At 65.7% G+C, this 26,949-nt stretch carries 23 protein-coding genes and 1 riboswitch; of the genes, 14 read left to right on the top strand and 9 right to left on the bottom strand.

What is annotated here, in order from left to right; translation table 11 throughout:
• Window positions 1–159 precede the first annotated feature (159 nt).
• The 10 genes from ACSSVC_RS15385 to ACSSVC_RS15340 all read left to right on the top strand — a co-directional run bounded on the left by ACSSVC_RS15385 (window position 160) and on the right by ACSSVC_RS15340 (window position 11,581).
• On the top strand, window positions 160–1,014 hold the full coding sequence (locus tag ACSSVC_RS15385) for a MurR/RpiR family transcriptional regulator (RefSeq protein WP_492612487.1): 855 nt from the start codon (window positions 160–162) through the stop codon (window positions 1,012–1,014).
• A 2-nt stretch (window positions 1,015–1,016) separates the two neighbouring features.
• Window positions 1,017–1,661, top strand: a complete 645-nt coding sequence (locus tag ACSSVC_RS15380) for a cysteine hydrolase family protein (RefSeq protein ID WP_346635725.1) — start codon at window positions 1,017–1,019, stop codon at window positions 1,659–1,661.
• Complete coding sequence (locus ACSSVC_RS15375; RefSeq protein ID WP_404939204.1) at window positions 1,658–3,013, top strand: glutamine synthetase family protein; 1,356 nt, start codon at window positions 1,658–1,660, stop codon at window positions 3,011–3,013. The genes ACSSVC_RS15380 and ACSSVC_RS15375 overlap by 4 nt, the downstream gene beginning before the upstream one ends.
• A complete protein-coding gene (locus ACSSVC_RS15370; RefSeq protein WP_404939202.1) occupies window positions 2,997–3,749 on the top strand; it encodes an N-formylglutamate amidohydrolase in 753 nt (250 codons plus the stop codon). Before ACSSVC_RS15375 ends, ACSSVC_RS15370 begins: the two co-directional genes overlap by 17 nt.
• A gap of 184 nt (window positions 3,750–3,933) precedes the next feature.
• The gene (locus tag ACSSVC_RS15365; protein WP_123723563.1) at window positions 3,934–5,283 is read left to right on the top strand and encodes an APC family permease; all 1,350 of its coding nucleotides are present in this window, start codon (window positions 3,934–3,936) and stop codon (window positions 5,281–5,283) included.
• A 173-nt stretch (window positions 5,284–5,456) separates the two neighbouring features.
• A complete protein-coding gene (locus ACSSVC_RS15360) occupies window positions 5,457–6,473 on the top strand; it encodes an arginine N-succinyltransferase (protein ID WP_346635722.1) in 1,017 nt (338 codons plus the stop codon).
• Window positions 6,474–6,522: 49 nt separating this feature from the next.
• Complete coding sequence (locus ACSSVC_RS15355) at window positions 6,523–7,596, top strand: arginine N-succinyltransferase (RefSeq protein WP_346635721.1); 1,074 nt, start codon at window positions 6,523–6,525, stop codon at window positions 7,594–7,596.
• Between the two features lie 33 nt (window positions 7,597–7,629).
• Window positions 7,630–7,832: riboswitch (cobalamin riboswitch) on the top strand.
• Between the two features lie 29 nt (window positions 7,833–7,861).
• Entirely contained in the window at window positions 7,862–9,910 is a 2,049-nt protein-coding gene (locus ACSSVC_RS15350; protein ID WP_492612486.1) for a TonB-dependent receptor plug domain-containing protein, read from the top strand.
• 11 nt (window positions 9,911–9,921) lie between these two features.
• Entirely contained in the window at window positions 9,922–10,674 is a 753-nt protein-coding gene (locus ACSSVC_RS15345; RefSeq protein WP_346635719.1) for a (2Fe-2S) ferredoxin domain-containing protein, read from the top strand.
• Window positions 10,667–11,581, top strand: a complete 915-nt coding sequence (locus tag ACSSVC_RS15340; RefSeq protein ID WP_446440621.1) for an ABC transporter substrate-binding protein — start codon at window positions 10,667–10,669, stop codon at window positions 11,579–11,581. Before ACSSVC_RS15345 ends, ACSSVC_RS15340 begins: the two co-directional genes overlap by 8 nt.
• Before the next feature lie 184 nt (window positions 11,582–11,765).
• Here ACSSVC_RS15340 and ACSSVC_RS15335 read toward each other — a convergent pair whose 3' ends face one another.
• Window positions 11,766–12,848 (bottom strand): diguanylate cyclase, encoded by a 1,083-nt coding sequence (locus tag ACSSVC_RS15335; RefSeq protein WP_346635717.1) that lies wholly within the window; start codon window positions 12,846–12,848, stop codon window positions 11,766–11,768.
• Between the two features lie 309 nt (window positions 12,849–13,157).
• Between ACSSVC_RS15335 and hglS the strand changes: the two genes are divergently transcribed.
• Together hglS and ACSSVC_RS15325 are read left to right on the top strand one after the other, a co-directional pair.
• A complete protein-coding gene (gene hglS, locus ACSSVC_RS15330; RefSeq protein WP_492612485.1) occupies window positions 13,158–14,552 on the top strand; it encodes a 2-oxoadipate dioxygenase/decarboxylase HglS in 1,395 nt (464 codons plus the stop codon).
• Window positions 14,553–14,697: 145 nt separating this feature from the next.
• Entirely contained in the window at window positions 14,698–16,104 is a 1,407-nt protein-coding gene (locus ACSSVC_RS15325; RefSeq protein ID WP_346635715.1) for an FAD-binding oxidoreductase, read from the top strand.
• A gap of 15 nt (window positions 16,105–16,119) precedes the next feature.
• Here the strand turns inward: ACSSVC_RS15325 and ACSSVC_RS15320 are convergent, their stop codons facing one another.
• Window positions 16,120–16,476, bottom strand: coding sequence for a hypothetical protein (locus tag ACSSVC_RS15320; RefSeq protein WP_317072614.1), 357 nt, complete (start codon window positions 16,474–16,476; stop codon window positions 16,120–16,122).
• A 208-nt stretch (window positions 16,477–16,684) separates the two neighbouring features.
• Between ACSSVC_RS15320 and ACSSVC_RS15315 the strand changes: the two genes are divergently transcribed.
• The gene (locus tag ACSSVC_RS15315; protein WP_404939190.1) at window positions 16,685–17,071 is read left to right on the top strand and encodes a hypothetical protein; all 387 of its coding nucleotides are present in this window, start codon (window positions 16,685–16,687) and stop codon (window positions 17,069–17,071) included.
• A 337-nt stretch (window positions 17,072–17,408) separates the two neighbouring features.
• Here the strand turns inward: ACSSVC_RS15315 and ACSSVC_RS15310 are convergent, their stop codons facing one another.
• From ACSSVC_RS15310 to ACSSVC_RS15295, 4 genes are all read right to left on the bottom strand, one after another.
• The gene (locus ACSSVC_RS15310; protein WP_404939188.1) at window positions 17,409–17,996 is read right to left on the bottom strand and encodes a hypothetical protein; all 588 of its coding nucleotides are present in this window, start codon (window positions 17,994–17,996) and stop codon (window positions 17,409–17,411) included.
• Between the two features lie 104 nt (window positions 17,997–18,100).
• Entirely contained in the window at window positions 18,101–19,183 is a 1,083-nt protein-coding gene (locus ACSSVC_RS15305) for a lipocalin-like domain-containing protein (RefSeq protein WP_346635712.1), read from the bottom strand.
• Entirely contained in the window at window positions 19,173–21,653 is a 2,481-nt protein-coding gene (locus tag ACSSVC_RS15300) for an ABC transporter permease (protein ID WP_492612484.1), read from the bottom strand. Before ACSSVC_RS15300 ends, ACSSVC_RS15305 begins: the two co-directional genes overlap by 11 nt.
• Window position 21,654: 1 nt before the next feature.
• A complete protein-coding gene (locus ACSSVC_RS15295; protein WP_346635710.1) occupies window positions 21,655–22,323 on the bottom strand; it encodes an ABC transporter ATP-binding protein in 669 nt (222 codons plus the stop codon).
• A gap of 184 nt (window positions 22,324–22,507) precedes the next feature.
• Between ACSSVC_RS15295 and ACSSVC_RS15290 the strand changes: the two genes are divergently transcribed.
• Entirely contained in the window at window positions 22,508–23,056 is a 549-nt protein-coding gene (locus tag ACSSVC_RS15290) for a YniB family protein (protein WP_346635709.1), read from the top strand.
• On the opposite strand, the gene ACSSVC_RS15285 is transcribed toward ACSSVC_RS15290, so the two are convergent.
• The 3 genes from ACSSVC_RS15285 to ercA all read right to left on the bottom strand — a co-directional run bounded on the left by ACSSVC_RS15285 (window position 23,030) and on the right by ercA (window position 26,892).
• Window positions 23,030–23,881: a VanW family protein gene (locus ACSSVC_RS15285; RefSeq protein WP_492612483.1), complete on the bottom strand. Its 852-nt coding sequence runs from the start codon at window positions 23,879–23,881 to the stop codon at window positions 23,030–23,032. The two genes, ACSSVC_RS15290 and ACSSVC_RS15285, sit on opposite strands and share 27 nt — an antisense overlap.
• 136 nt (window positions 23,882–24,017) lie before the next feature.
• Entirely contained in the window at window positions 24,018–25,745 is a 1,728-nt protein-coding gene (locus ACSSVC_RS15280) for a PAS domain-containing hybrid sensor histidine kinase/response regulator (RefSeq protein WP_404939178.1), read from the bottom strand.
• Window positions 25,729–26,892, bottom strand: a complete 1,164-nt coding sequence (gene ercA / locus ACSSVC_RS15275; protein WP_346635706.1) for an alcohol dehydrogenase-like regulatory protein ErcA — start codon at window positions 26,890–26,892, stop codon at window positions 25,729–25,731. Before ercA ends, ACSSVC_RS15280 begins: the two co-directional genes overlap by 17 nt.
• Window positions 26,893–26,949: the final 57 nt, after the last annotated feature.

The following is a 26,949-nucleotide window of genomic DNA, read 5'->3' as shown; positions in this document are numbered from 1 at the left end:
CTCCCCCCTCCCCCCTACAACCACAACCACAACCCAACGCCCCAGTCCAAAGCATTTCGCCACCAAAGCAAATTTCACTAGACATGTAACGTCCATTACATAAATATCATTTAGCCATTTTATGAAACAAAAACGACATTCAGCTTCCAAGGCACCCCGATGCCCTCTCTCAGAGACCTGATCACCGACCCCGCCCTCGACCTGACGCCTTCAGAGCGCAAAGTCGTGCGCGCCCTGCTCGACCACTACCCGCGCAACGGACTGGGGCCGATGTCACGCCTGGCGGAACACGCCGGGGTCAGCGACCCGACCATCGTGCGGCTGGTGAAGAAACTCGGCTTCAGCGGCTACGGCAAATTCCAGGAAGCCCTGCTCAGCGACATGGACGACCGCCTGCGCTCGCCCAGCACCCTGCTGCGCCCACGGGCGCAAGTGGCACAGGGCGATACCTGGGGCCGCTACCTGGCGGACAGCCAGCGCGCCCTGCAAGACACCCTGGCCCTGACCCAGCCCGAAGACATCCGCGTACTCATGGACTGGCTGCTGGACAGCCGCCACCAGCTGTACTGCTTCGGCGGACGCTTCAGCAGCTTCCTGGCCCACTACCTGCTCAACCATCTGCGGTTGATGCGCCCAGGCTGTTTCTTTCTTGAAGACAACGCGCAACTGCCGGACCGCCTGTTCGATGTGCAGCGCCAGGATCTGGTGCTGCTGTTCGACTACCGCCGCTATCAGTCCCAGGCCCTGCGGGTCGCCAGCGCGGCCAAGGCGCGCAACGCCCGGGTGGTGCTGTTCACCGACATCTATGCCTCGCCGTTGCGGGAGTTGGCGGACCTGATCATCAGTGCCCCGGTGGAGTCCCTGTCGCCATTCGACACCCTGGTGCCGGCGCTGGCCCAGGTCGAGGCGCTGATCGCCTGCCTGACCCCGCGCAGCGCCCATCTTGATCAGCGCCTGGAGGGCATCGACGCCCTGCGGGCGCAATTCGATACCCATGTGCTGGAGGAAAAATAAGGATGTTCAGCCTGCCCCACCGTTCGCCCCGGGACTTGCCCTTCGTCGTCGATCACACCGCCCTGCTGCTGGTGGACATGCAGCGCGCCTGGCTCGAACCGCAGTTCGACCCGCACCTGCAAGGCCCCGAGGGCGAGGCCTTTCTCAAGCGAGCCCGGGAACAGGTGATCCCCAACCAGCAACGCCTCCTGGCAGCGGTGCGCGAAGCACGCCAGAACGTGCTGCACACCATTATCGAAAGCCTGACCGCCGACGGCCGTGACCGCTCCCTGGACCACAAGCTGTCGGACATGCACTTGCCCAAGGGCAGCCCCCAGGCAGCGATCATCGACGAGCTGACGCCGGTGGAAAACGAGATCGTCCTGCCCAAGACCTCTTCCGGGGTGTTCAACTCCACCAACATCGACTACGTGCTGCGCAACCTGGAAACCCGCCACCTGATCATCGCCGGGATCGTCACCGACCAGTGCGTGGACATGGCGGTGCGCGACGCCGCCGACCGCGGTTATCTGGTGACCCTGGTCGAGGACGCTTGCGCCACCTATGGCGATACCCGGCACCAGGCCTGCCTCAACGCGATCAAGGGCTACTGCTGGATCACCGACACCAACACCGTGCTCGGCCGCCTGCGGGAGATCCGCGGATGAGTCGCGGCCAGGGCATCGAGGCCCTGACGCCATTGGCCATGACCAGCATCGTCACCACCGACCTGATCGGCGTCACTCGGGGCCGTTCCTTTCCCAGCGACGAGCTGGAGCGCTACCGGATCGGCGGCTGTGGCTGGGTGCCGGCCAACAGCGCCCTGACGCCCCAGGACCTGATCGCCGAGGACAACCCCTGGGGCGCCCATGGCGACCTGCGGCTGATTCCCGACCTGGAGAGCCGGGTCACTGTCGGTGCCGGGCCGGATGCCACGTCGGCGCCCCTGGACTTCATTCACGCCGACATCTGCGAGACCGATGGCCGACCCTGGGCCGCCTGCCCGCGGACCCTGCTGCGCAACGAGGTGCAGCGCTACCGTGAACTGGGCATCCAGATCACCGCCGCCTTCGAACACGAGTTCAATCTCGACAGCGGCGCCGCTCAGCGCGAGCACCTGGCCTTCTCCCTGGAGGCTCAGCGCCAGGGCGCGGCCTTCGGTGGCTGGCTGCTCTCGGCATTGCGGGCGGCCGGTGTCGAACCGGAAATGTTCCTCCCCGAATACGGCAAGCAGCAATACGAGATCACCTGTCGCCCGACCCAGGGCCTGGCCGCCGCCGACCGCGCAGTGAACGTGCGCGAGATCACCCGGGAGATTGCCCGGCAACTGGGGCAACGGGTCAGCTTCGCCCCCAAGACCGCGGCGGATGCCGTGTGCAACGGGGTGCACCTGCACCTGAGCCTGCAGGACCTGGACGGCACGCCACTGCTCTACGATCCCCAGGCGGTCAGCGGCGACGACCTGTCGCGGCTGGGCCAGCACTGGGCCGCCGGGGTGCTCAAGCACCTGCCGGCACTGTGTGCCTTCACCGCGCCGACGCCGCTGTCCTATGAGCGCCTGCTGCCCCATCACTGGAGCGCCTCCTACGCTTGCCTGGGCCTGCGCAACCGCGAAGCCTCGCTGCGCATCTGCCCCACCGTGGACATCGGCGGCAAGCCCGTGGCGCCGCAGTACAACCTGGAATTCCGTGCCCTGGACGCCACCGCCTCGCCACACCTGGCCATGGCCGTGATCCTGATCGCCGGACGCCTGGGCATTGAACAGAAGCTGCCCCTCAACGCGGTGACCGACAAGGTCCCCGACGAGCTGAGCACCGAACAGCGCCTGGCCAGCGGCATCGTGCCCCTGCCCGGCACCCTGACCCAGGCCCTGGAATGCCTGCGCAGCAACACGGAGTTGCTGCAGACCCTGCCGCCGGAGCTGCTGAGCACCTATTTCGCCGTCAAACAAAAGGAAGTGTCCCTGACCGAGCACCTGACCGCTGCCGATCTCTGTGAGCACTATGGACACCTGTACTAAACCCGCCGAGCTGGGGTTCTACACCGAGCCGGCCTATCGCCTGTTCCGCGAAGACTCCACGCATCCGCTGATCCTGGTGTGCGAACACGCCAGCCACTACATTCCACCGGCCCTGCACGACCTGGGCCTGGACCCGGTGGCGGCCCGGGAGCATATCGCCTGGGACCCGGGCGCCCTGGAACTGGCCCAAAGCCTGTCCCAGGCCCTGGGCGCAACCCTGATCGCGGCCAATTATTCGCGCCTGCTGATCGACCTGAACCGGCCGCGGCATGCCCCCGACAGCATCCCGCTGCAAAGCGAGATCTATCAGGTGCCGGGCAATCAGCACCTGGACGAGGCCACCCGCGAGTACCGCCGCCAGCAACTGTTCACGCCGTTCCACCAGCGTCTGCAGCGGCTCATCGACCGGCGCCTGGCCGAAGGCCGCGAGGTGCGCGTGGTGGGGATTCACAGCTTCACCCCGATCTACTACAGCCAGCCACGTGCGCTGGAAGTCGGCGTGTTGTATGGCAGTGCCACGGCCTACGCGGCGCGAATACTGGAAGGTTTGTGGACCCTGCCGATAAAGGTGGCGGGCAACCAGCCTTACGAGATCAACCCCTTGAGCGACATGACCGTGCCGGTGCACGGTGATGCCCGGGGCCTGGAATCGGTACTGATCGAGGTGCGCAACGACTTGTTGCGCAGCCCTGAAGCGGTGCAGCACTGGAGCGACTGTCTGGCGCCGCTGCTGTAACGGATATTGAAAGACGCTTGAACGCAACAAAGGCTGTTTGCAGGACAGGTACAACAACAAGAAAAACCGCTGTGGTGTGTCTTTAACCCTGCCAGGTTCAAACACAGACCGGCGCACGAGGCGTCAATGACGACCCTCGCCGCCGGATGCGCCCACTTACATTGGCTACAAGGAGAACTGCTTCATGGAGATTGAAGAATTCGGCTACAAACAGGAACTCAAGCGTGGCCTGAGCCTGCGCGACCTGGTGGTCTACGGGATGATTTTCATGATCCCCATCGCCCCGTTCGGGGTCTATGGCTACGTCAACCAGGAAGCCCCGGGCATGGTGCCCCTGGCCTACATCATCGGCATGGTGGCGATGGTCTTCACCGCCCTGAGCTACGGCGCCATGGCCCGCGCCTTTCCCATCGCCGGCTCGGTCTACTCCTACGCCCAGCGCGGCCTCAACCCCCATGTGGGCTTTCTCGCCGGCTGGCTGATGCTCCTGGACTACCTGCTGATCCCGCCGCTGCTCTACGTCTACGCGGCCATGGCCCTCAACCACCTGTACCCGGAAGTGCCCAAGGTCGGCTTTATCCTGGCGTTCCTGGTCAGCGCTACCTTCGTCAACCTGCGGGGTATCACCTTCACCGCGCGGATGAACATCCTGTTCCTGCTGGCACAACTGGTGGTCCTGGGGATCTTCCTGTTCTACGCCTGGAACGCTCTGCACGGTGGCACCGGCAACGGCCAATTGACCCTGGCGCCGCTGTACAGCCCGGAAAACTTCCACTTCGGCATGCTGATGCAGGGCGTATCGATTGCGGTGCTGTCGTTCCTGGGCTTTGACGCCATCTCGACCCTGGCCGAAGAGGTCAAGGGCGACCCGGGCCGCAGCGTCGGCCGCGCCGCCCTGATCACCCTGGTGGTGATGGGGGCGATCTTCGTGGTGCAGACCTGGATCGCCACCGACCTGGCCGCCGGCATGGGCTTCAAGTCCGCCGACACCGCCTTCTATGAAATCGCCGAACTGGCCGCCGGCAGCTGGCTGGCGACCCTCACCGGGGTGGCCACGGCGCTGGCCTGGGGCGTGGCGGTGGCCATCACCTCGCAAGCCGCGGTATCGCGCCTGCTGTTCGGCATGGCCCGGGACGGCAAGCTGCCCAAGGTGCTGGCCAAGGTCCACCCGAAACACAACACCCCGCACATCAGCATCTACCTGGTGGCGGTGCTGTCGCTGCTGATCTGCTACCTGTTCATCAACTCGGTGGACACCCTGACCTCACTGGTCAACTTCGGCGCCCTGAGCGGCTTCATGCTGCTGCACATCACGGTGATCAATTTCTACTGGCGCCGGCAGAAATCCGGCCAGGTGGTGCGTCACCTGATCTGCCCGGTGATCGGCTTCGTGATCGTCAGCGCCATCATGTACAACATGGGCGTGGATGCGCAGAAACTCGGCGCCATCTGGATAGTCGCCGGGCTGGTCTACCTGTTCCTGCTGAACAAGCTGGGCAGCGGTGCCGCCCTGCCCGATCCGCTCAAACCCTAAGTGACTTCCCTGCGGCGCCGGATGGCGTCGCGCTTCCCCCCGAGGCAACCGCCAAGAGCCGCCCGGGGACAGGCCGCCGGATGCCGTGGCCGTGGAACTGCGTGGTAACCGACAGTGATGTCTGGCCAATGTTCGCCCCCGGGGCGAGCGGCCCTTGATACAGGAGTGCACCCATGCTGGCCTTGCGTCCCGTGGCGTTATTCGATCTGCCCCAACTGCGGCGCCTGGCCCGCGAACGCCTGCTGGGCGTAACGTCCCTGGTGGATGACGAAACCTGCCTGCGGGAAAAGATCCTCGACTCCCTGGCGTCCTTCGCCAAGGCCGAGGCCAGCCAGGGCCCGGAGAACTACTTTCTGGTGCTTGAGGACCCTGCCAGCGGCCTGCTCCACGGCTGCTCCGACATTCTCGCCACGGCGGGCTTTGCCGCGCCGTTCTACAGCCTGCGCAACCGGCCCTTCATCAGCAGCTCCAGGGAGCTGAACATCGAGCACGGGGTGCCGACCCTGTCCCTGTGCCAGGACCTCAGCGAACAGACCCTGCTGCGCAGCTTCCATGTGGACCCGGCGTTGTCGGGCACGCCCCTGGCGCAGCTGACGTCCCGGGCGCGCCTGCTGTTCATGGCCGCTCACCCCCAGCGTTTTGCCGAGAGCACCATCAGCGAGATCGTCGGCTACAGCAACGCCGCCGGCGAATCGCCGTTCTGGGAGGCGGTGGGCCAGCACTTCTTCGACCTGCCCTACATCGAGGCCGAACGCCTGTGCGCCCTGCAGGGCCGGGGCTTTCTGGCCGAACTCATGCCCCAGTACCCGCTGTACATCCCGATGCTGCCGCAGTCGGCCCAGGACTGCATCGGACAGATTCACCCCGATGCGCGAGAAGCCTGCGACATCCTGGTCGACGAGGGTTTTGCGCCTACCCAGTATGTGGACCTGTTTGATGCCGGACCGACCCTGCAAGCCCGCAACAACCAGCTACGCTCGATCGTTCAGAGCCGGGTCGCGATCAGCTACCTCAGCCCCCAGAGCGGCCGCGGTCGCCACTGGTTGCTGAGCAATGACCGACTGCAAGGATTTCGCGCCATTGTCGCGCCCCTGGATGAAGCCCCGGGCGATGTGGTCGGGCTCGACCTGTCGATGCTCCAGGCCCTGCAACTGACACCGGGCGAACCGGTACGGGGAATCGCGTTATGAGTTGCCCGCTGTTGCTGCGCTGCCCGGGACCGCTGCAAGGAGTCCACCGATGATCGTCCGTCCGATCCGTGTTACCGATCTGCCGGGGGTGCTGGCCTTGCTGGAAGGCAGCTGTCGCGAGTTGAACAACCTCTCCACCGACCCCGAGCGCCTGGCCCATCGCTTGCGCTGGGCTCAGCGCACCTTCGCCAGCCAGGTGGAACGGGCCGATGCCGACTACCTGTTCGTGCTGGAGGACGACGACCAGCAAGTCATCGGCATTTGTGGCCTGAGCGGCGCTATCGGCCTGCGCGAGCCTTGCTACAACTACCGGGTCGGCATCACCCGTGGCAGAGCCCCGGGGCTGGGTATCGACAAGCAGGTTCCGACCCTGTTCCTGTGCAACGAGATGACCGGGCAATCCCAGCTGTGCTCGCTGTTTCTGCGGCGCGACCAGCGCCAGGGCTACACCGGCCGCCTGCTGTCCACTGCACGCTTGCTGTTCGTCGCCGAGCACCCGGCGCTGTTCGGCGACAAGCTGGTGGCCGAATTGCGTGGCCAGCTCGACAGCCAGGGCTGCTCACCGTTCTGGGACAGCCTGGGGCGACACTTCTTCAAGATGGACTTCCAGCAGGCCAATCGCCTGTCCAGCCATGGCAGCAAATCCTTCATCGCCGAACTGATGCCGCGCCAGCCGCTGTACACCTGCCTGCTCAGCCCACAGGCCCAGGCGGCCATCGGCCAGGCCCACCAGAGCACCGAGCAGGCGGTGAACATCCTGCGCGACGAAGGCTTCAGCCATCAGGGCTGCATCGATATCTTCGACGGCGGGCCGCTGATCGAGGCCGAAGTGGCGAAGATCCGCAGCGTGCGTGAAAGCCAGACCCTGCCCTTGCTGGTGGGCAGCCCGGACGAACAGGCGCCGGTGTGGCTGATTCACAACCGCCGCCTGGAAAGCTGCCGCATCACCGCCGCCCCCGGGCGCCTGGTAGCCGGCTGCCTGCTGGTGGACCGCCTGACCGCCAAACGCCTGCAACTGCAGCCAGGGGACTCGGTACGCGCCGTGCCACTGTTGGCCTGCCCGGCGCGGCCTCTGGGCCCGTCCGGCATCGCCCTCGCGCCTGGCGCCGCCCTGCCCCTGTAGCCACGAGATTGACGAACGCCGGGGCGAATGTTCATATGCCGCCCAGTTTCAGGTGCCTCATGCCGCCGTGCACGAGGTGAAACGGGAAACCGGTGCGCCCCTTCAGGGCCAGTCCGGTGCTGCCCCCGCAACGGTAAGCGAGTGCTGCATTCAACACGCCACTGTACCCAAGGTATGGGAAGGCGAATGCCGCCAGACTCGCAAGCCCGGAGACCGGCCTGGAACTTCTGTTTGGCAATCCTGCGGTGGGCGGGCATGGGCCGGTATGGTCGCGTGCCTGTGGCCGATACCTTCTCCTGCGTGCTTCCCGAAGACACTTTCGAGAAGACCAAGAATGACAACAACCTTCGACACTTCCCCTGCCTGCGACTGGCGTGCACCGCGCTGCTCCCTGGGGGGCGCCCTGCTGGGCTGCCTGTTCAGCCCCCTGCTGCTGGCCGAGGACAGCGGCTTGCAACTGGAGCAGCAGTTCGTTTCCGCGCCTTCGGTGGAATCCACCACCGTGGCCGAGATGGCCAGGTACGGCAGCAAGGTGGAGATCATCGATCGCCAGCAGATCGAACGCGCCGGCCCCAGCAGCGACATCACCCGGGTCCTGCAGATGTACGTGCCCGGCCTCTACGTCGCGCCGAAAAACGGCCCCTTCGACTACGGCACCTATTCCCTGCTGGGGGGCCGCAACGACGACACCCTGATCCTGCTGGACGGCGTACGCCTGAACAACCGCCTGTACGGCGGCCTGTACCTGGACACCTTGCCGGCCAATGCCATCGAGCGCATCGAGGTGCTCAAGGGCGGCCAGAGCCTGCTGTTCGGTACCCAGGCGGTGTCCGGGGTGATCAACATCGTCACCCGCAGCCCCCAGACCCGCGACACCTCCGGCGAGGTCAACCTGGGCCTGGACAGCTTCATGGGCCAAAGCGGCGATGCCCGGGTGGAGCGCATCCTCAGCAACGGCTTGGGCGACCTGGGCCTGCTGGCCTATGTCAGCCACAACGTCTCCGATGGTTACCAGCCCTATCGCAACAGCGCCTACAGCGCCAGCACCCGGGACAAGAAACGCGCCTATGAAGTGACCACCTTCGGCGCCAAGGCGATCCAGGGCTTCGCCGACGATTCGCGCCTGGAACTGTTCTACCAGTACAGCGATGCCAACCTGGATTTCGCCCGCCCGGTGAACAACAAGAAAACCACCAACGACCGCGTCCAGCAGATCGCCACCGCGACCTTCGAGCAGCGCCTGAGCGAGCGCTTCAGCTACTTCATCAAGGGCCATGTCAACGACTGGGACACGCGCTACACCAAGATCGACAGCCTCAAAGACGGCAGTCTGGTGACCAGGAACCGTAACGACTACTGGGGCTTCACCGACTGGGGCCTGCAGGCCGAAGGCAAGGCCGAGCTGGACGGCGGCCATGTGCTGGTGTTCGGCACCGACAACCAGTGGTTCAAGGGCCAGGACGATGTGCTAAAGATCGACAATAACCAGGCCCAGGCCAATGCCCTGTACACCCAGTTGCGGCCGGTGTTCGCGGCCCTGCCCGACTGGCATCCGGGCCTGGGCATCCGCCACGAGAAGATGAGCGGCGGCGAGAGCGCCACCGTGGGCATGCTCACCTCCCTGTACGACCTCAATGCCCATTGGCAGCTGCGCGGCCAGTACGGCAGCGCCTTCAAGCTGCCCAACGCCGAGCAGCTGTTCGTCAACGAGGACTACGAACAAGGCAACCGCAACCTCAAGCCGGAAAAGAGCCTGAATGCTGAACTCGGCCTGGACTACAAGGGCAGCCTGCTGGCCGGCGAGTTCAACGCCAGCGTCACCGCCTTCCAGCGCAAGATCGACGACCTGATCGCCCTCGATGGCATCCGCTGGGTCAATGGCGAGGGGCGGATCAAGGTGCGCGGCATGGAGGTCGACGGCCGCTGGCAGTTCAGCCCGCGATGGAACCTCTCGGCGGACCTGACCCGCAATCTGCTGGAGTCGCGCAACGGCGTGACCCTGAGCAATATCCCCGGCTTCTTCGCCCGCTCGCGACTGGGCTACGAGTCCGAGGATCGTCAGTGGGGAGTGGGTGGTGCACTCCGCTACATCGGCCAGATCGACAGCGCGAAGAAGGTCGACTACGGCCACTACTCGGTGGTCGACGCCGATGCCTATCGCTACCTCGACAGGGCCCAGCAACATCGCCTGAGCCTGCTGGTGGAGAACCTGTTCGACCGCGACTACACCACCAGCATGACCAGCAGCTCGCCGGCGGTGGACAACCTCGGCCGCCCCTTCACTACCGAAGTACGCTACACCTACCGCTTCTGAGGCCCATCGACATGCACAAGGACTATCAACGGGTGCTGTTCGTCGGCCCCGGCCTGCACGGCGGCGCCCTGGGCGAGGCCTTTGGCCGGGAGCTGAAGGCGCTGCGCAGCGATGACGCCGGCACCCGGGTGATCGACACTCTGGACGGCTTCGACAGCCTCTGGGCCGCCCTGGAGGAACCCTTGCCCGAGGACGGCGCGGCGCTGCTGGTGGTGGACCTGGAGCCCAGTTCCGACAGCGCCTACCTGGACTGGCTGCGCGATGAACTGGGACGCCTGGCCCGGGCCCACCCCCAGGCGCCGCAGCTGTGGATCACCGCCCAGGCCCTGGGCCGTCGCGGGGTGGATGCGGCGCTGGCCTGTGCCAGCATCGCCCAGCGCGAACGGCACCTGCCCTGCGATCAGGTCAATGCCGTGGCCAGCGACCCGGACTGGTCCCGGGTGCCGCCCCATGCCCGGCAGGTGTTCCTGTGCACCGGCCCGCGCTGCGTGCGCCGCGGTGCCCTGGCGCTGTGGAAGACCCTGCGCCGTGAACTGCTGCGCCTTGAGCACATGGAAACCCCCGGCGGCGTGCTGCTGACTCGCACCGCCTGCCAGTTCCCCTGCAACCTGGGGCCGGTGCTGACCGTACACCCCGATGGCTGCTGGTACCGGGTCAGCGACGACAGCCAGGTCGTGCGCCTGGTGCAAGGGCATCTGCTGGCAGGTGAGCCGGTGCAGGATCTGCTGATCCCCTCGCCTTATGCGGGGGTGGCGGATGCCTAGGAAAATCCTCGGCCTGCTGCTATGGCTGGCGACCGGCCCGGCCCTGGCGGCCAGCTATGACAATTGCGGCAAGACCTGGACTGTCGAGGACGCCCCCCGGCGCATCGTTGCCCTCAACCAGCACAGCGCCGACCTGTTGCTGGCCCTGGGCGCCGGGCCATCGATGATCGGCGTCGCCTACCTGGACGACGACAGTCGGGCCCAGGCTCAGGGGCAGTACCACGGCGTGCCGGTGATCGCCCGGCAATACCCGTCGGCGGAGGTGCTCTACAGCCTGAAGCCCGACCTGGTGGTGGGCGGCTTCGCTTCGGCGTTTCCCGACAACTTCAGCTCCCGGGAGCGCCTGGGGGCCATCGGCGTCGGCAGCTACCTGCTGGAGTCGGCCTGCGCCGGGCATGATGAGGACTACTTCGGGCATATACGCCGCGACCTGCAGACCCTGGGCCGGCTGTTGCATCAGCCAGCCCGGGCCGAGCAACTGATCGCGGCCATGGACGCCGACCTTGCCGCGGCAGCAGCCTTGTATCGGGGCCGCGACACGCCGGCGGTGTTCTACCTGGACAGTGAGGTCAACGGCCTCGCCAGCCAGGGCCAGCGTGGGTTTGTCGGGGTATTGCTGCAGGCCGCCGGGGCCCGCAACAGCTTCGCCGCCATCGACCGCCCGCGCCTGACGGTAGACAGCGAAACCCTGCTGAACAACGACCCGGACGTGCTGCTCCTGGCGGACGCCCTGTGGTCACCGGCCACGCGCAAACGCCAGCTGCTGCAGCGTGACCCGGTGCTGTCGCGGCTGCGGGCGGTGCGCGAGGAGCGGCTGCTCGACATCCCCTTCACCCAACTGGTACCGGGCATCGCCAGCGGCCGCACCGCGCTGGAACTGGCCCGACGCCTGCACCCCGCCCCGTAGGAGCCGGCTTGCCGGCGAACGGAACACCGCCAACCTCGCGGCGTCCCTCCCGACGCTTTCGCGGGCAAGCCCGCTCCTACCAACCACAGCCTCTGTAGGAGCCGGCTTGCCGGCGAAGGGAGCACCACCATCCCCGGGGCGTACCCCCGGTGCTATCGCAGGCAAGCCCGACAAGAGGCAGGTATTACAGGGGATTCAACACCCTGCGCGAAGGCAGTTCCGGCGGATGGCAGGTGACGTTGTTGCGACCGCAGGTCTTAGCGGCATACAAGGCCTGATCGGCATCGTTCAACCAACCCATGGCGTCCTCGTGCATGGAACTGAACGCCGCCAGGCCAATGCTCAAGCTCACCTGCAACGTCGGACTCTGTTCGTAACCCAGGGCCGCGAAACGCCCGCGCAGGGCTTCCATCAGGTCGGCGGCATGTTCCAGCGGCACGTCCGGCAGGATCACGCAGAACTCGTCGCCACCATAACGCCCGGCCTGATCACTGACTCGCAGGTTCTGCTTGAGGATCTTGCTCAACTGGCGCAGCACCACATCCCCGGCCACATGGCCGTAGGTGTCGTTGATGGCCTTGAAGTGATCGATGTCGATCAGGGCGATGGCGCCGCCATGGGTCTGGCGCTGGCAACGCTGGAACTCGATCTCCAGCTGGTCCTTCCAGGCGCCGTGGTTGAGCAGCCCGGTCAGGCTGTCGGTACGACTCAGGGCCAGCAGCTCGCGCTTGTGCCGACCCAGGGTCACTGCCTGCTGGTAGCAGATGTAGCCCAGCGCCATCGGGTACAGGGTCAGCATCGGCAGGCAGGCATACAACTGCTCCGGCGTGGTCAGGGCAATGAACGACGGCCCGAACACCCACAGGCCGATGCCGATGCCCAGGACCTGGGCCCCACAACCGGCCAGAAAGAAACGCACCCCGCCCAGGGCGATATTGTTCATCGCCATCATGCCCAGGGTGGTGGCCAGCGGCAGCGGATTGAAATGCATGGCCGCGACCCAGAACCCGCCCAGCAGCGAATCCATCAGCAGGTTGCGGTACTCGGCACGAAACGGCACCCGGGACAATCGGGCCCACTGATAGGCCAGGTGCGGCCAGGCGAAGGCGTTGAACAGCATGAAGCCCCAGACCCAGGGCGCCGGTTGCAGCGGCGACATGCCCGTGGCGACGCAGAAAAAGCCCAGGGCCAGGCCCAGGGTACGCGAGGTGTAAAGCCTCCTGGCCAGTGACAGTCCCTTCCCTCTGGTGTACTGCGCAGGGGCCAAGTCGCCTCCGTCCAGCGATGGAAAAGGTGGATCGAGTGGGTACCCATCAACCGGTGAAAGTCTATCAGCATGGGTTCAAAGCGCCATCAGTGTACACCCCCTACCCGGGCCCGGTCGGGCCCGCACGGCGGGAATCTGCGGCGCTCAACCTCCAGCCTTCCACCAGCCGGAACGGGGCCGCGCGCCATGCATTCATTTGCAGAATGAAGTTCAGAGGAAACTTCGTTTGTCAGCCCCCGCAGCCCCCAGCAGAATCAAGGCCGCCCCGCCCTTTTCATGCCTCGATCCACTGCCACGGGAACCCTGTCCATGAGCAACCAGCACTTCGTCAGTCCTGATCTGATCCGCCAGGGATTTTCCCGGGCGATGTCGGATATGTACCGTGAGGAGGTGCCCCTCTACGGCGCCTTGATGGAGCTGGTGGCCCAGGTCAATGCCCAGGTCCTGGAACAGCAGCCGGCCATTGCCCGGCACTTGCAGCACAGCGGCGAACTGCAGCGCCTGGACCTGGAGCGCCACGGCGCCATCCGTGTCGGCAGCGCCGCCGAGCTGGCAACCCTGGCCCGGCTGTTCGCGGTGATGGGCATGCAGCCGGTGGGTTACTACGACCTGACCCCCGCCGGGGTGCCGGTGCACTCCACGGCCTTTCGCGCGGTGCATGAAGAGGCCCTGCACGTCAGCCCGTTCCGGGTCTTCACCTCGTTGCTGCGCCTGGAACTGATCGACAACCTCGAACTGCGGCGCTTTGCCGAACAGGTGCTGGCCCGGCGTTCGATCTTCACCCCCAAAGTGCTGGAACTGATCGAACAGGCCCACGCCCAGGGTGGCCTGGATGACCGCGATGCCCAACGCTTCATTCAGGAAGCCCTGGAGACCTTCCGCTGGCACCACCACGCCACAGTGACCGCCGCCCAGTACGCCAGCCTCAGCACCCAGCACCGGTTGATCGCCGATGTGGTGGCGTTCAAGGGCCCGCACATCAATCACCTGACCCCGCGGACCCTGGATATCGATGAAGTGCAACGGCTGATGCCCGAGCACGGCATCACCCCCAAGGCGGTGATCGAGGGTCCGCCCCGCCGGGCGTGCCCGATCCTGCTGCGCCAGACCAGCTTCAAGGCCCTGGAGGAAAGCGTGGCCTTCACCGACCAGGACCTGCGCCAGGGCAGCCACAGCGCCCGCTTCGGCGAGATCGAACAACGCGGCGCGGCACTGACGCCCAAGGGCCGGGCCCTCTACGACCGCCTGCTGAACGCGGCCCGCGACGCCCTGGGAGACTTCCCCAGCGAGAGCAACGCCCAGCGCTACAACCAGCTGATGCAGGCGCACTTCGACGAGTTCCCCGACAACCACGACGCCATGCGTGAACAGGGCCTGGCCTATTTCCGCTACTTCGTCAGCGACGCCGGACTGGCGGCGCGCAACCAGCCCCAGCGGCCCACCACCTTGTCAGCGTTGCTGGCGGCCGGGCACCTGCGGGCCGAACCCCTGGTGTACGAGGACTTCCTGCCAGTGAGCGCCGCCGGGATCTTCCAGTCCAACCTGGGGGACGACAGCCAGAGCCACTACGCCGCACACTCCAACCGCCAGGCCTTCGAAACGGCCCTGGGCCGCGCCACCCTGGATGAGTTGCAGCTCTACGCCCAGACCCAGCAGCGCTCCCTGGAGCAATGCGCCGCCAGCCTGGGCCTGCCTGCGCTCTGAGCCCTGTCCGGCATCGGCCTTGCGGGTCGATGCCGTCTCCCCTGCCGTCGTTTCCCCCCATGGTCATGGCCTGGCCGGAGCGCTATTCTGCCGTCACTTGCGCCCGAACCCGCGGCGCGCCACCACCAAGGATGGACACGGCGACATGAGATTCGCGACCGCCCTGCTTTTATGCTGTGCCCTCGGCGCAGCGCTGAGCACCCACGCAGCAGAAACCGTCAACGACATCACCCAGCTCAACCCCATCGTGGTGGACCAGGTGGCACGCCCCACTACCCTGGAGCAGATCGTCAAACTGGTGGCCGAACACCCCGGCCCCATCGCCATTGGCGGCGGCCGCTACAGCATGGGCGGCCAGACCGCCACCGAGCATGCCTTGCAGATCGATATGCGCGGCTTCGACCGGGTGCTCGGCTTCTCCCGGGAGCACAAGGAAATCACCGTGCAGCCCGGTATCACCTGGCGCGCCCTGCAGAGTTTCATCGACCCCTACGATCTGTCCGTGAGCATCATGCAGAGCTACGCCAATTTCACCGTCGGCGGCGCCCTGAGCGTCAACGCCCATGGCCGCTATGTCGGCTATGGACCGCTGGTGACCTCGGTGAAATCCATCAAGCTGGTGCTGGCCGACGGCCAGGTGGTCGAGGCCAGCCCCCACAGCAACGCCGAACTGTTCTACGGCGCCATCGGCGGCTACGGCGGCCTCGGGGTGATAGTCGAAGCCACCTTGCGCCTGAGCGACAACGTGCGCCTGCTGCGCAGCTTCGAAGAAATGCCCCTGAGCGACTACCGCCCCTACTTCCTCGCCCAGGTCGAGCACAACCCCAAGGTCATTCTGCATAACGCCGTGCTCTACCCCGACCAGTACCAGACCCTGCGCGCGGTTTCCTACAGCCAGACCGACCTGCCGGTAACGGTCAAGGAACGCCTCACGCCCCTGGACCAGAACTACTGGAAAGAACAGAAAGCCCTGAAAGTGGTGAGCCAATGGCCCGGGGGCAAGACCCTGCGCCAAGAGGTGATCGACCCCCTGGTGCTGAAGAAGCCCCAAGTGTCCTGGCGCAACCACGAAGCCAGCCTCGACGTGCGTGAACTGGAACCCGGCTCCCGGGCCAAGCGCACCTACGTGCTGCAGGAATACTTCGTCCCCCCCGACCAGCTGGAAAGCTTCGTCGCTGAAATGGGCGCGACCCTGCGGGCGCACAAGGTCAATGTGATCAACCTGTCGATCCGCCACGCCAAGGCCGACCCCGGCACCCTGTTGGCCTGGGCCAAGACCGAGGTCTTCGCCCTGGTGCTGTACTACCAGCAGAGCACCGCGCAGGCCGAGCGCAATGAGGTCGGCGAATGGACCCGCGCCCTGGTGGACAGCGCCATCAAGCGCGGCGGCAGCTACTACTTGCCCTATCAGATCCACGCCACCGCGCAGCAGTTTCGGGCGGCCTATCCGCGGGCGGGGGAGTTTCTGGCGCTGAAGGCGCGGGTCGATCCGCACAACAAGTTTCGCAACAAGCTATGGGATGCCTACGGCAGCGACACCCGCAACCAATAGGTCGCACTCCGGGGCTCAACGGGCCCCGGACTTGTCGTCGGCCAGCACCTTGCGTTGCTGCAGGTAAATCACCCCGTCGCCGTCAAAGGCGATCACATCGTCAGCGCTGAACGGAGCACCGCCGCCGTGCTCATGCCGCAGCCAGCCCTCGGACCACAGGTCGCCGCTTTCATAACGCATCTGGACGAAGTAGTAAGGCGCTTCGCTGCGGGTGACTTCAACGTAGTACCCACCATCGACACCGCCCTGCCACCGGGCTAGGGGATGTTCCGGCAATGTGTGCACGGCTTCTTTGAAAGGGCTCGTCCAGGCAATCCCGAGGGCAACCAGTATCAGCGTCAGTGCGCCGATCGACATGAGAAAACGCTTCAACCAGATCAATCCAGGATCTCCACTACCATCCACCTCCGCGAGCGGTCCCGCGGAGCAGTCGGCCATTTTGTTGAAGGCCCCGCGACTGCGCAATGAAAAACCGTGGGCACTTGCCAGACGCCGGCAGAGCCTTCAGCCTTGCCCGGCGCGGCAACCGCGCAAACAGCTTGGCGCCACTCCCATTCACTGCCTATCGGGAAACCCTGGCATGCGTATCACCCTGACGGATATCCACCTCACTGCAGCGCAAGACCTCTGCGTCGGCTTCTCCAGTGCCTTCGGCAACGGCCGCGGCCACTGGTTGGGGCCCCGGCCGCAGGTCGGGCAAGACTATGAAGTGGAACTGAGCCTGGAAGACGAATTCAGCTGGAATGACAACCTGGAGCCCTGTACCCACGGCCCGGCCCGCCTGCACTGGGACCAGGGGGCCTTGCAAGTCAGCGGGCACCTGGTTCGGGTCGAGGAAGAGGGTGTCGCGGCTCTGGCAATAGGCCAATCGATCGTCCTTCTGTCCCTTCTGGGCGGCCCCGAGTGCACACCCCAGTGGGTCAGCCTCCGCGCCCGCCAGGTCAGCCTGCAGCCCATTGCCCTTTGAGCGCCCACGACGAACCACGGCGCAGCACAGCAAACCTGCCGGGGAGTGTTTGAATGGGAGGCCGAGCGCCTTTCAAGGGCTCGAAAAACGCAGGACGCGACAGTCACAAAACGCAGTGCTCGCAGGATACGGCAGTCGCAGTACAGGACTCAGGGAGGGTGTTCGCCCAGTGCTCTGGCCTTGGCAATCCATGCACCGGTAAAGAGCCCTTGCACCGGGCGAACGATTGGCATTCTAGTGCAACTGAGGGGGAAAGTCCGTGAGCAGATTCTGAATAAAACTGGACGCCAGCATTATCCGCAACTCCCGGAGCAATACGCCCCCCAGCCCTGCCGCATCAGCCCTCGTTGGCGGTGGTGACCTGCAGGATATCGGTGTAGGTCACCAGTACGCTCTGACCGACCTTGAGGTCCTTGAGGCGCTGCTGGACTTCGGGTTTCTCCACGCTCACCACTTTCTTGTTGCCCGCCGGGCCTTCGAAGGTCAGCTGGTTCTTCTTCAGATCGATGTCGGTGATCTTCAGTTGCACCTGCACCTGGCGATACGCCGCGCCGCCCGGGTGGGGATTGTCCGCCGTGGCGCGCACCACACCGGTGGATTCGGCAGCCTCCGGCTTGCCTTTGTGCACATCGGTATCCAGCACCGCCACCACCGAGTGGGTCACGGTGACCTTGACCTGATCGCCGCTCTTCAAATGCCCCAGGTCCTTGGCCTGGTCACTGAGTTGCACATGCACCGGCTTGCCACCGGCGCCCTCCAGCACCACCTGATGCTTGGCGGCATCCACCGAGATGACCTTGGTCACCAGTTGGTCGGCTTCAATGGCGCCCGACAGCGGGATATCCGCAGCGTGGGCACTGAGGCTGGCAGCACCGAGCACAGTGGCCAGGGCGATGGCGCGGGTCAGGGTATTGAGGGTTTTCATGGTTCGACCTTCCTTAGTGGTTGAAAAAACCTGTCCGTGGGTTCAGACCAGGCCCCTGAGCATAGACGCCTTGACGGCTTTCACCGGGAAGAACGCCCTCCCCCTCAATACCCAGTCATCTCCAGGTAACCGCTGCCGCTGTGACTGCCGCTCAAGTGCACAGGCCCCTCCCAGTAAGGAATGCTCAGGTTCATCCAGGCCTGGGGATTGAGCGCTCGGGTGTTGATGTCCAGCCCCTTGTCAGGGATCTGCAAGTGCCAGGACGTAGGCAGGCGACGCCCCAGTACCTGGGAATAGTCCACCGGGGTCAGGCGGATCTGCTCGCGCCCCAGGCTCTGGGTATGGCCATCGGCGCTGATCCAGGTGCCGGTGATGTAAGGCGCGCGATTGTTTTCCCGCACCTGGAACAGCATCAAGCGTTCACCGTTGTCCAGGTGCAGGGAGAACCAGTCCCAGCCGGTCTGGTCGGCGGCCAGGGGCTGGCTGCTCCACTCCCGATCGAGCCACGCCGGGCCGCTGACCTCATAGTGTTGGCCGTCGATCTGCAACTGCCCCGACGCCTGGAAGAACGGCTGGCTGTAGTAATAGGACGCCTGGCCCTGGTCCGACTTGCGGCTGTAGCCGCCCGCGCCCTGCAGCACCAGAGGCTGGCTGCTGGACAGGTGCAACCGATAGGCGAACCCCGGCCCGCTGGCCTGCACCTGCATCTGTGCCAGGGGATTGTCCCCGGCGGACAGGCTGGTGAAACGCCAGTCATCGATCCAGGCCTGGAACGGCTGCGCCGTGACCCCGGCCTGCCCCACCCCGCCCCGGGCAAAACGCTCGGCGGCATGGTGACTGTTGGCCGAAGTGGCCGCCGCGTGCCCCAGCCAGACTAGCGGTGCGCCCCAGCCCGGCTGCTCGGGCGCGGCGCGCAAGGCGCTGCGAAACAGCGTCCATTGCACGCCGAAATGCCGGCCTTGGGCGTCCTTCAGGTCGGCGGTCAGGTACCACCACTCGATGCGAAAACCGTCGTGGGGGCCATGATCGGCAGGAAAGCTGAACCTGCGCCCCGGCAGCACCGGGGTAAAGGCCGAGGCCTCATTGCCCAGCCCGGCGAAACCCTGGGGCGCCGCGGCGTCCTGGTCGCAGCCGGCCAGCGCCAGGGCCAGAAGCAGCAGCGACAGCCACCGGCAATCAATCTTCATGGGCAAAGGTCCTCAGCAAATCCGCCGGTTGTGCACGGTACAGCTTGAACAGCGGCCAGGCCGAGGCCGCCAGAGTGGCCAGCATGGCCAAGCCCAGCAGTTGCAGGAGCTGCCATGGAAACACCCGCAACGGCAGGCTCCAGCCAAAGGCCTGGACATTGATCACGCTGTTCAGGCACCCGGCCAGGACAATCCCCAGGGGCAACGCCAGCATCAGGGTGAGCACCGCCAGCAGCCAGGTCTGTCCGAGGTTCAGCAGCATCAACTGGCGCCGGCCCACCCCCAGGGCCCAGAGTGGCGCCAACTGCCCCAGGCGGCTCTGGCTCTGGGTCAGCAAGCTGATGAACAGCGCCACGCCGGACACCCCCAGGGTCAGGCTATTGAGCGCCGCCGTGGCGGCGAAGGTGCGCTCGAAGACCTGCAGCGACCAGCCCTTGAGCCGGGCCTGATCGATGATCCGGCTGTCGTCCAGGTGAAACTGCTGTTGCAGCGCGCCGATCAGCGGCGCAACCGCACCCGGTTCCAGGCGCAGGTTGAAACGGCTCGGCGCCAGCTGCGGCCAATGCTCCAGCAGGTGCTGCACATTCACCAGCAAGTGCCCCTTGGGATTACCGTAGTCGGCATAGATCCCCACCACCTGGGGCGCCCAATGCCCGGCAGGCACCGCCAGTTCCAGGCGATCCCCCAGGCGGACCTTGAGCCGCCGGGCCAACTGCTCGCTGAGCATCAGGCTGTCGTGCGCCGCCAACTGCGCCCAGGGATCGGGCCCCAGGGCCTCCAGCAATGGCCAATGCTGGCGATAGCTCGGATGGTCGATCACCCCGTACAGGTCCGCCGGCCAGCCCTGAACCTGCAACGCCACCTGCCAGCTGGGCAGCACCGCCGCTACCTGGGGCTGACGCGGCAGCCAGTCCAGCAGTTGCCGGGCCTGTTCGGGACTTTGCGGGTTGACGTAAAGCTCGGCGCTCAGGCGCTGCTCCAGCCAGTCGTTGAAGGTCTGGCGAAAACCGGCGGTCATGCTGCCGGCGCCGATGTTCGCCGCCAGGGCCAGGAGCAAGGCCATCAAGGCCAGGCTCAGGGCCGGCAACTGCTGCCGGCAATCGGCGAGAAACCACTGCCCCAGCACCCCGCGACTGCGCCCCAGCAAGCGACCCAGCACGGCATTGAGCAGCACCGGCAAGCCCAGGGCCGCCGCCAGCAGCAAAGCCGCCATCAGCACGAAACCGCTGGCCAGACTGTCACCCCAACGCCACGCCGCCAGGGCGACGAACAACGCCAGAGAGGCAATCCAGCCCTGGCGCCGCAACCAGCGGGCATGGGCCTGATGCCAGGCCTGGGGGTTGGCCAGGGCCAGCAACGGCAGGCGCGCCGCCCGTAACAGACTGGCGCCACCGGCCAGCAAGGCCCCCAGCAGACTGAGGCCGATGCCGCTGAACCACCACCAGGGACTCAGGCTCAACTGCCCCGGCACTTGCGCGCCGTACAAGCCCCGCAGGCTGGCGGCCACGTCCGGCAGCAACAGCCCGGCCAGCAGGTAGCCGCTGACCACCCCAGCCACACCGCCCAACAGCGCCAACCCTCCCAGCTCTACGCTCAGGCAGCCGATCAGCAGCCGTGCACTGATCCCGCAGGCACGCAGGGTGCGCAGCAAACCGCGCCGCTGCTCCAGGGCCAGGCCGATGGCGGCATGCACGATAAACAGCCCCACCACAAAGGAGAGAAATCCCAGGGCATCCAGGTTCAGGTGAAAGCTTTCGGTCAGGCGCGCCAGGTCGCTCTGTGCTTCGCCCTGACGCAGCACCAGTTGCCCCGCCAGTGCCGCCGGCAGTGGCGGCGCCTGGGCGGCAAAGTCCTTGGGCAGCAGCAAGCGGCTCAACTGCCCGGGCTGGCCCAGCACCTGCTGGGCAAAGCCGATGTCCATCAACAGCAGCCCCGGGGCCATGTCCGCCCGCACCCGCAGCGGCGGCAAACGCTGGCCATCCAGTACCTGGGGTTGCCCGCCCTCTTGGACGCCCAGGCTGGCCAGGGTCTGCGGCGCCAGCCAGGTGGTGCCCGGCGCACTGAAGAACTCGACCATCTGTTGCAGCCCCAGGACCTGCCCGGCCACCGCGGAGCTGGCGGGCAGCGATAACGGCTCGATGCCCATCACTTGCAGGGGCTGGTCCGGGTGATCCTTGAGCAGCACCCGCCCCTGGAGCACCGGCGACACCGGCCAGCCGGCACGGCGCAGGTCGACGAACCACTGCTGGGAAAAACTCGCGTCATTGGCGCTGCTCAGGCTGGCCTGGGGCTCGCCGCCGATCAACTGGCTGGCCCGGGCATAGCTGTCCCGGGCCTGACTGTTGAGGGCCAGGACCCCGGTCAACAGGCTGGTGGCCAGCCAGAGTCCGGTGAGCACACTGAAAAACTGCACCGGATGCTGACGCCAGTGGCTCAGCAGCGCCTGCATCGCTGTGGCAAAGACCCGCATCTCAACCCCCGACCGGGTCGGCCAGACGACCGCGTTGCAGCACCACCGTCTGTTGCAAGCGGCTGGCCACCCGCTGGCTATGGGTGACCATCAACAAGCTGGTGGGGCTGTCGGCCAGGAGTTCCAGTAACAGCTGCAACACCTCGTCGCTGGTGGCCTCGTCGAGGCTGCCGGTGGGCTCATCCGCCAACAGCAGCCCGGGCTTGGAGGCCAGGGCCCGACCCAGGGCGACCCGCTGCTGCTGACCGCCGGAGAGCTGCTCGGGGTAACGCCGCAGCAAGTCTCCCAAGCCCAGGCGCTCCACCAACTGCGCCTGCCACAGGGAATCGAAACGTCCGGCCAGGCGCGCCTGGAAGCTCAGGTTGTCCTCGACCCGCAGGCTGCTGATCAGGTTGAACTGCTGGAACACCAGGCCCACTTCAGTACGGCGCCAGTGGGCCAGCTGGTGTTCGTTCATCTGCTCCAGGCAGTGCTCGCCAATGCGGATGCTGCCGCGATCGACCTTGTCCAGCCCCGCCACCAGATGCAGCAGGGTGCTCTTGCCGCTGCCCGACTCGCCCATCAGCGCCAGGCTGCTGCCCTGCCCCAGGTGCAAATCGACACCCTGCAGCACCGCCAGCGGCCCCTGGGGCGTGGCGTAGCTCTTGAACACTCCTTGTACTTCAAGCATGGGCTGACTCGTCCGACCTGAGAGGGGAGCCAAGGATAACCCGTGTCGCCCCCGGACTTGCGCAAACCTTCACCGCCCACAGGCCGTCAGGAGCTCTGCGACCGATGGACGACTACTGGCCCCTATCGTCCAGCCGCCACGAAATATAGTATTGCGCCCCTTTTCTTCATCGCAGGAAGCACCCATGACCTACACCAGGGCCCAATTGCAGTACCGGCTGTACATCGCCGCAGGCGCACTGTTGTTTGCCGGTGCCTTGATCTCGACCTTTTTCTCGACCCTGAAAATGCTCTATTGGCGCCTGGACAGCTACACCGCCATGGCCTCGACCATCAATCGCCCGATCAAATACTTCGTGTACCAGGTCAATGCCAATACCCAGCCGCTGAACTGGTTCTGGGACAACAGCCCGACACCCAGCTTCATCGACCTGAGCTACTCCTCCCACTGGAAGTTCCTGGTGATCTACCTGCTGATCTTCGTCGGCGCGGCGCTGTTCGCCACGGGCCGGGGGATGATCCGCAAGGTCGAAGAGGTCGAGCCGCTGATCGAAGCCCAGCTCAACGCCCCGGTCGAGGAAGGCGTGCCCGCCAAGACCCTGCAACAGCTGGAGGATTCGACCCTGGTGGGCAAGGCGCCATCGTTCTTCAGCCAGACCCGCCTGCTGGTGGTCTGGCCCCTGGGCTGTGCGGCGGTCTACCTGGGCCTACTGTGGATGCTGGGCATCATCTGAGCCCGGCGCCGACTGATCGAGCAGCGCCTCGGCCACCGGGTACTTGACCACCACCCGGTTGCGATACAGGCACTCCTGACGCAGCAGCACAGCGTCCTGCCCCTTGGTGCGGATGTCGCGCCAGATCTGGTTCTCCCGGTACACCCGGGCACCCTCACGAACAAAGCGATGGGCCCGCTGGTAAACGTGATAGCGATGCTCGCGCGGCTGCTCGCAGAGCAGCTCGCCTTCCAGCTGTTGCGCGCCGACCTGCAGCTTGAGCTGCAAGGTCTGGGGCCCGGGGTTGTACAGCACCAGATCAATGTAGTTGTAGAAGATCGCCGCCCCGGAACCGAAGGGCAGCACCCGACCCTCGTCGGGGAACGGGTCGAAGCTGTGGTTGGCCCGTTCCACCACCTCAAGCGGCGAGTGAATCGCCATCCAGTGGATCAGGTTGCTCAACTGGCAGATGCCACCACCGATGCCGCTGCGCGCCTCGCCGAACGACAACTCCATGCCCTCGACAAAACCGCGCTCGCGACTGGGCCGGCCCACCAGTTTGCAGAAAGAAAAATACTCCCCAGGGGCGATGCGCACGCCATCGATGCAGGCCACCGCCAGCCTGAGGTTGATCACCTTGTTGTGCTGCAGCGCCAGGTCGGAGTCGCCCAGGGTGCGAATCAGTTTCGAGGTGTGCTTGATCAGGCGATGGGGCAAGCGCGGGCTGTCGGCCTCGGGCCGGGCATAACGGCGCCCGGAAAAGCGCCAGGCCAGGTGACGCATCAGGCGCTTCTGACGTACTCGCAGCCAGTACAGCAGCGGGTGGTACGAGGACAAGGGTTTCATCGATGGCTAAACGGCGGCCCGGCGCGACGGCGCAGGAACCGGCTTCGTCCTTGAAAAAAAGAGCGGCATCTTAGCGGCAAGCCTGAACCCATACTAGAAGCCCCGCACTCGAGTGCCACGTTCTAGAAATCCGGCCCTAGCCCAGCAACTGACTGAGCACGGCCCGCAGCTTGCCCGGCTTCACCGGCTTGTTGAGCAACGGCGCCCCCAGCTGCTGCAAGGCCCGGCGACACGGGTCGCTGCGGTCGGCGGTGATGATCACCGCCGGCAGTGGCTGCTGGAAGTGCTCACGCAGCTGCTGCACCACCTCGCAGCCGGTCACCCCGTGATCCAGGTGAAAATCCGCCAGGATCAGTTCCGGCGCCCGCCCCTGGAGCACCGCCAGGGCCGCAGCCTGATCGGTGGCGGTAAGCACTTCGCAACCCCACTGCCCGAGCAGCGCGGCCATGCTCTCGAGGATGCTCAGCTCGTTGTCCAGCACCAGCAAACGCCGGCCCGGCAGCGGGTTGCCGGTGCCCGGCTGCGGTGCCTGCAAGCTGATGGGCAATGGCACCCGTTCCGCCAGGGGCACCTCGATGCTGAACCGTGAGCCCCGTCCTGGCCGCGACTGCACCTGCACCCGATAGCCGAGGATCTTGGCGATACGCTCGACGATGGCCAACCCCAGACCAACCCCTTTGCGGTCGGCGGCGCGGCCCACATCCAGCTGATTGAACTCCAGGAAGATCGACTCCAGCCGGTCGGCGGCAATGCCGCGCCCGGTGTCCCACACCTCCAGCCGCAGCTGATCGCCGCGACGGCGCGCCGCCAGCAGGATGCTGCCGCGTTCGGTGTAACGGCAGGCATTACTGAGAAAATTGCGCAGAATCCGGGTCATCAGCCGCAGGTCGGTGAACAGGGCGAAATCACCGAACCGTACTCGCAGATCCAGGCCCGCGGCCTCGGCCACCGACTGGAACTCCGACACCAGCGGCGCGAGCATTTCATCCAGGCGATAAGCCGCCAGGTCCGGCTTGACCGCCGCCTGATCGAGCTTGGAGATGTCCAGCAGATCGGTGAGCAGGTCCTCGGCACCCTCCAGGGCCTGGTGGGTGCGTTCCACCAGCAGTTGCTCGGCGGCCGGCAGGCGCCGCTCGCGCAAGGTGGAGATCAACAGGCGCGCGGCATTCAGGGGTTGCAGCAGGTCGTGGCTGGCGGCGGCCAGGTACTTGTCCTTGCTGCGATTGGCCGCCTCGGCGGCGTCCCGGGCATCCCGCAGGTCGCACTCGATACGTTCGCGCCGGGCGATCTGCTGCTGCAGGTTGCGGTTGGCTTCCAGCAACTCATCGGTGCGCGCGGCGACCCGCTGCTCCAGCTGGTCGTTGAGCTGTTCCAGATGCTGCTGGGCCAGCTTGCGTTCGGTGATGTCGGCGACGAAACCTTCCACCAGCCCGTCCTGGTCCGGCTTGAGCAGCAGGTTCATCAGCACATCGATGCTGCTGCCGTCCTTGCGCCGCAGCTGGGTTTCATAGCCCAGCAGGCTGCGCTGGCGCTGCAACTGCTCGCCGATGGCCGCCAGTTCCGCAGCGCCACCCACGAACAGATTGCCGGCCAGGTCGGCCAGGGAGAACAGCACTTCCTGCGGGTCCTGATAACCCAGCATGCGCGCCAGGGCCGGGTTGGCCGCGCGCAGGCCGGCCTGCAGGCTGGCCTGGAAGATGCCGTGCACTGCATGCTCGAACAGCCACTTGTAGCGGTTGCGCTCGGTTTCCAGGTCCTCCAGGCGCGCCGCGAGTTCCGGGTAATGGCTCTTGCGCGCGGAGTGGTTGCCCAGTCCCAAGAGCCCGGCCAGGGCCCGTTGCTGGTCGTCAGAGGGCCTCGCCATAGACCACCTCGACGTCACGCTGGCTGGATTCGCGCGGGTTGGTGAGGATGCACGGATCGTCCATCGCATGCTGGGACAGGAACGGAATATCGCTGCTGCTGACCCCATGCAGGCCCAGGGTTTCGTGGAAGCCGATGGCGCGCTTGAGGGCGATCAGGTGCTCCACCAGACGCCCGCAGATCTGCCGCTGGTTGAGCCCGCGGCAGTCGATGCCGAAGGTCTCGGCAATCACCTTGAAGCGCTCCGGCGCCGAGCTGTAGTTGAAGGCCACCACATGCTCCACCAGCACCGCGTTACACAGACCGTGGGGCAGGTCGAGAAAGCCCCCCAGGCTGTGGGACATGGCATGCACCGCACCGAGAATCGCGTTGGAGAACGCCAGCCCGGCCTGCATGCTGCCGAGCATGATCTTCTCCCGCAGGGCGATGTCCCCGGGGTTGGCGATCATCTGCACCAGGTTGCCGTTGATCAGACGCATGGCTTCCAGGGCATGGGGATCGGTGAGCGGGCCGTGGCCGGTGGAAACGAACGCCTCGATGGCATGCACCAGGGCGTCGATACCGGTGCAGGCGGAGAGGAACGGGTCCATGCCCTGAGTGGTTTCCGGGTCGATCAACGACACATCCGGCACCACCGCCTTGCTGACGATGGAGAACTTCATCCGTTCCTGCTGGTTGGAGATGATCACGAACTGCGAGACGTCCGCCGAGGTGCCGGCGGTGGTGGGAATCATGATCAAGGGCGGGCTCGGCACGCGGATCATGTCCACCCCCTCGAACTCGAGGATGCTGCGCCCGTGGGCCACCACGATGCCAATGCCCTTGCCGCAATCCATCGGGCTGCCGCCGCCGACGGCGACGATCACGTCGCAGGCGTTTTCGCGGTAGACCTCGGCGCCCTGCATCACCTCCTCCACCCGCGGGTTGGGCGACACCTGGCTGTACAGGCAATAGTCGACGCCCTGGGCCTGGAGACTGGCCTCGACGTCGGCGACCCAACCGGCGGCGATCACCCCGGGGTCGCTGACCACCAGGACCTTGCGCGCACCGAAGGTCTTCGCATAGTTGCCGACGTTATGCCGGCAACCGGCACCAAAGATGATTTCCGGGGACACGAACTTGCGCAGCAGACTGAGATTCTGGCTCATGGGGGAAGCCTGTTTTCTTATTGTTCTGGAAGGAGAACGCCAGCCTAAAGCATCCGT

The sequence above is a fragment of the Pseudomonas sp. E1BtOHC1 genome (assembly GCF_058744285.1).
The sequence above is the reverse complement of the archived record's forward strand: the minus strand, read 5'-3'. Positions and strand labels throughout refer to the sequence as shown.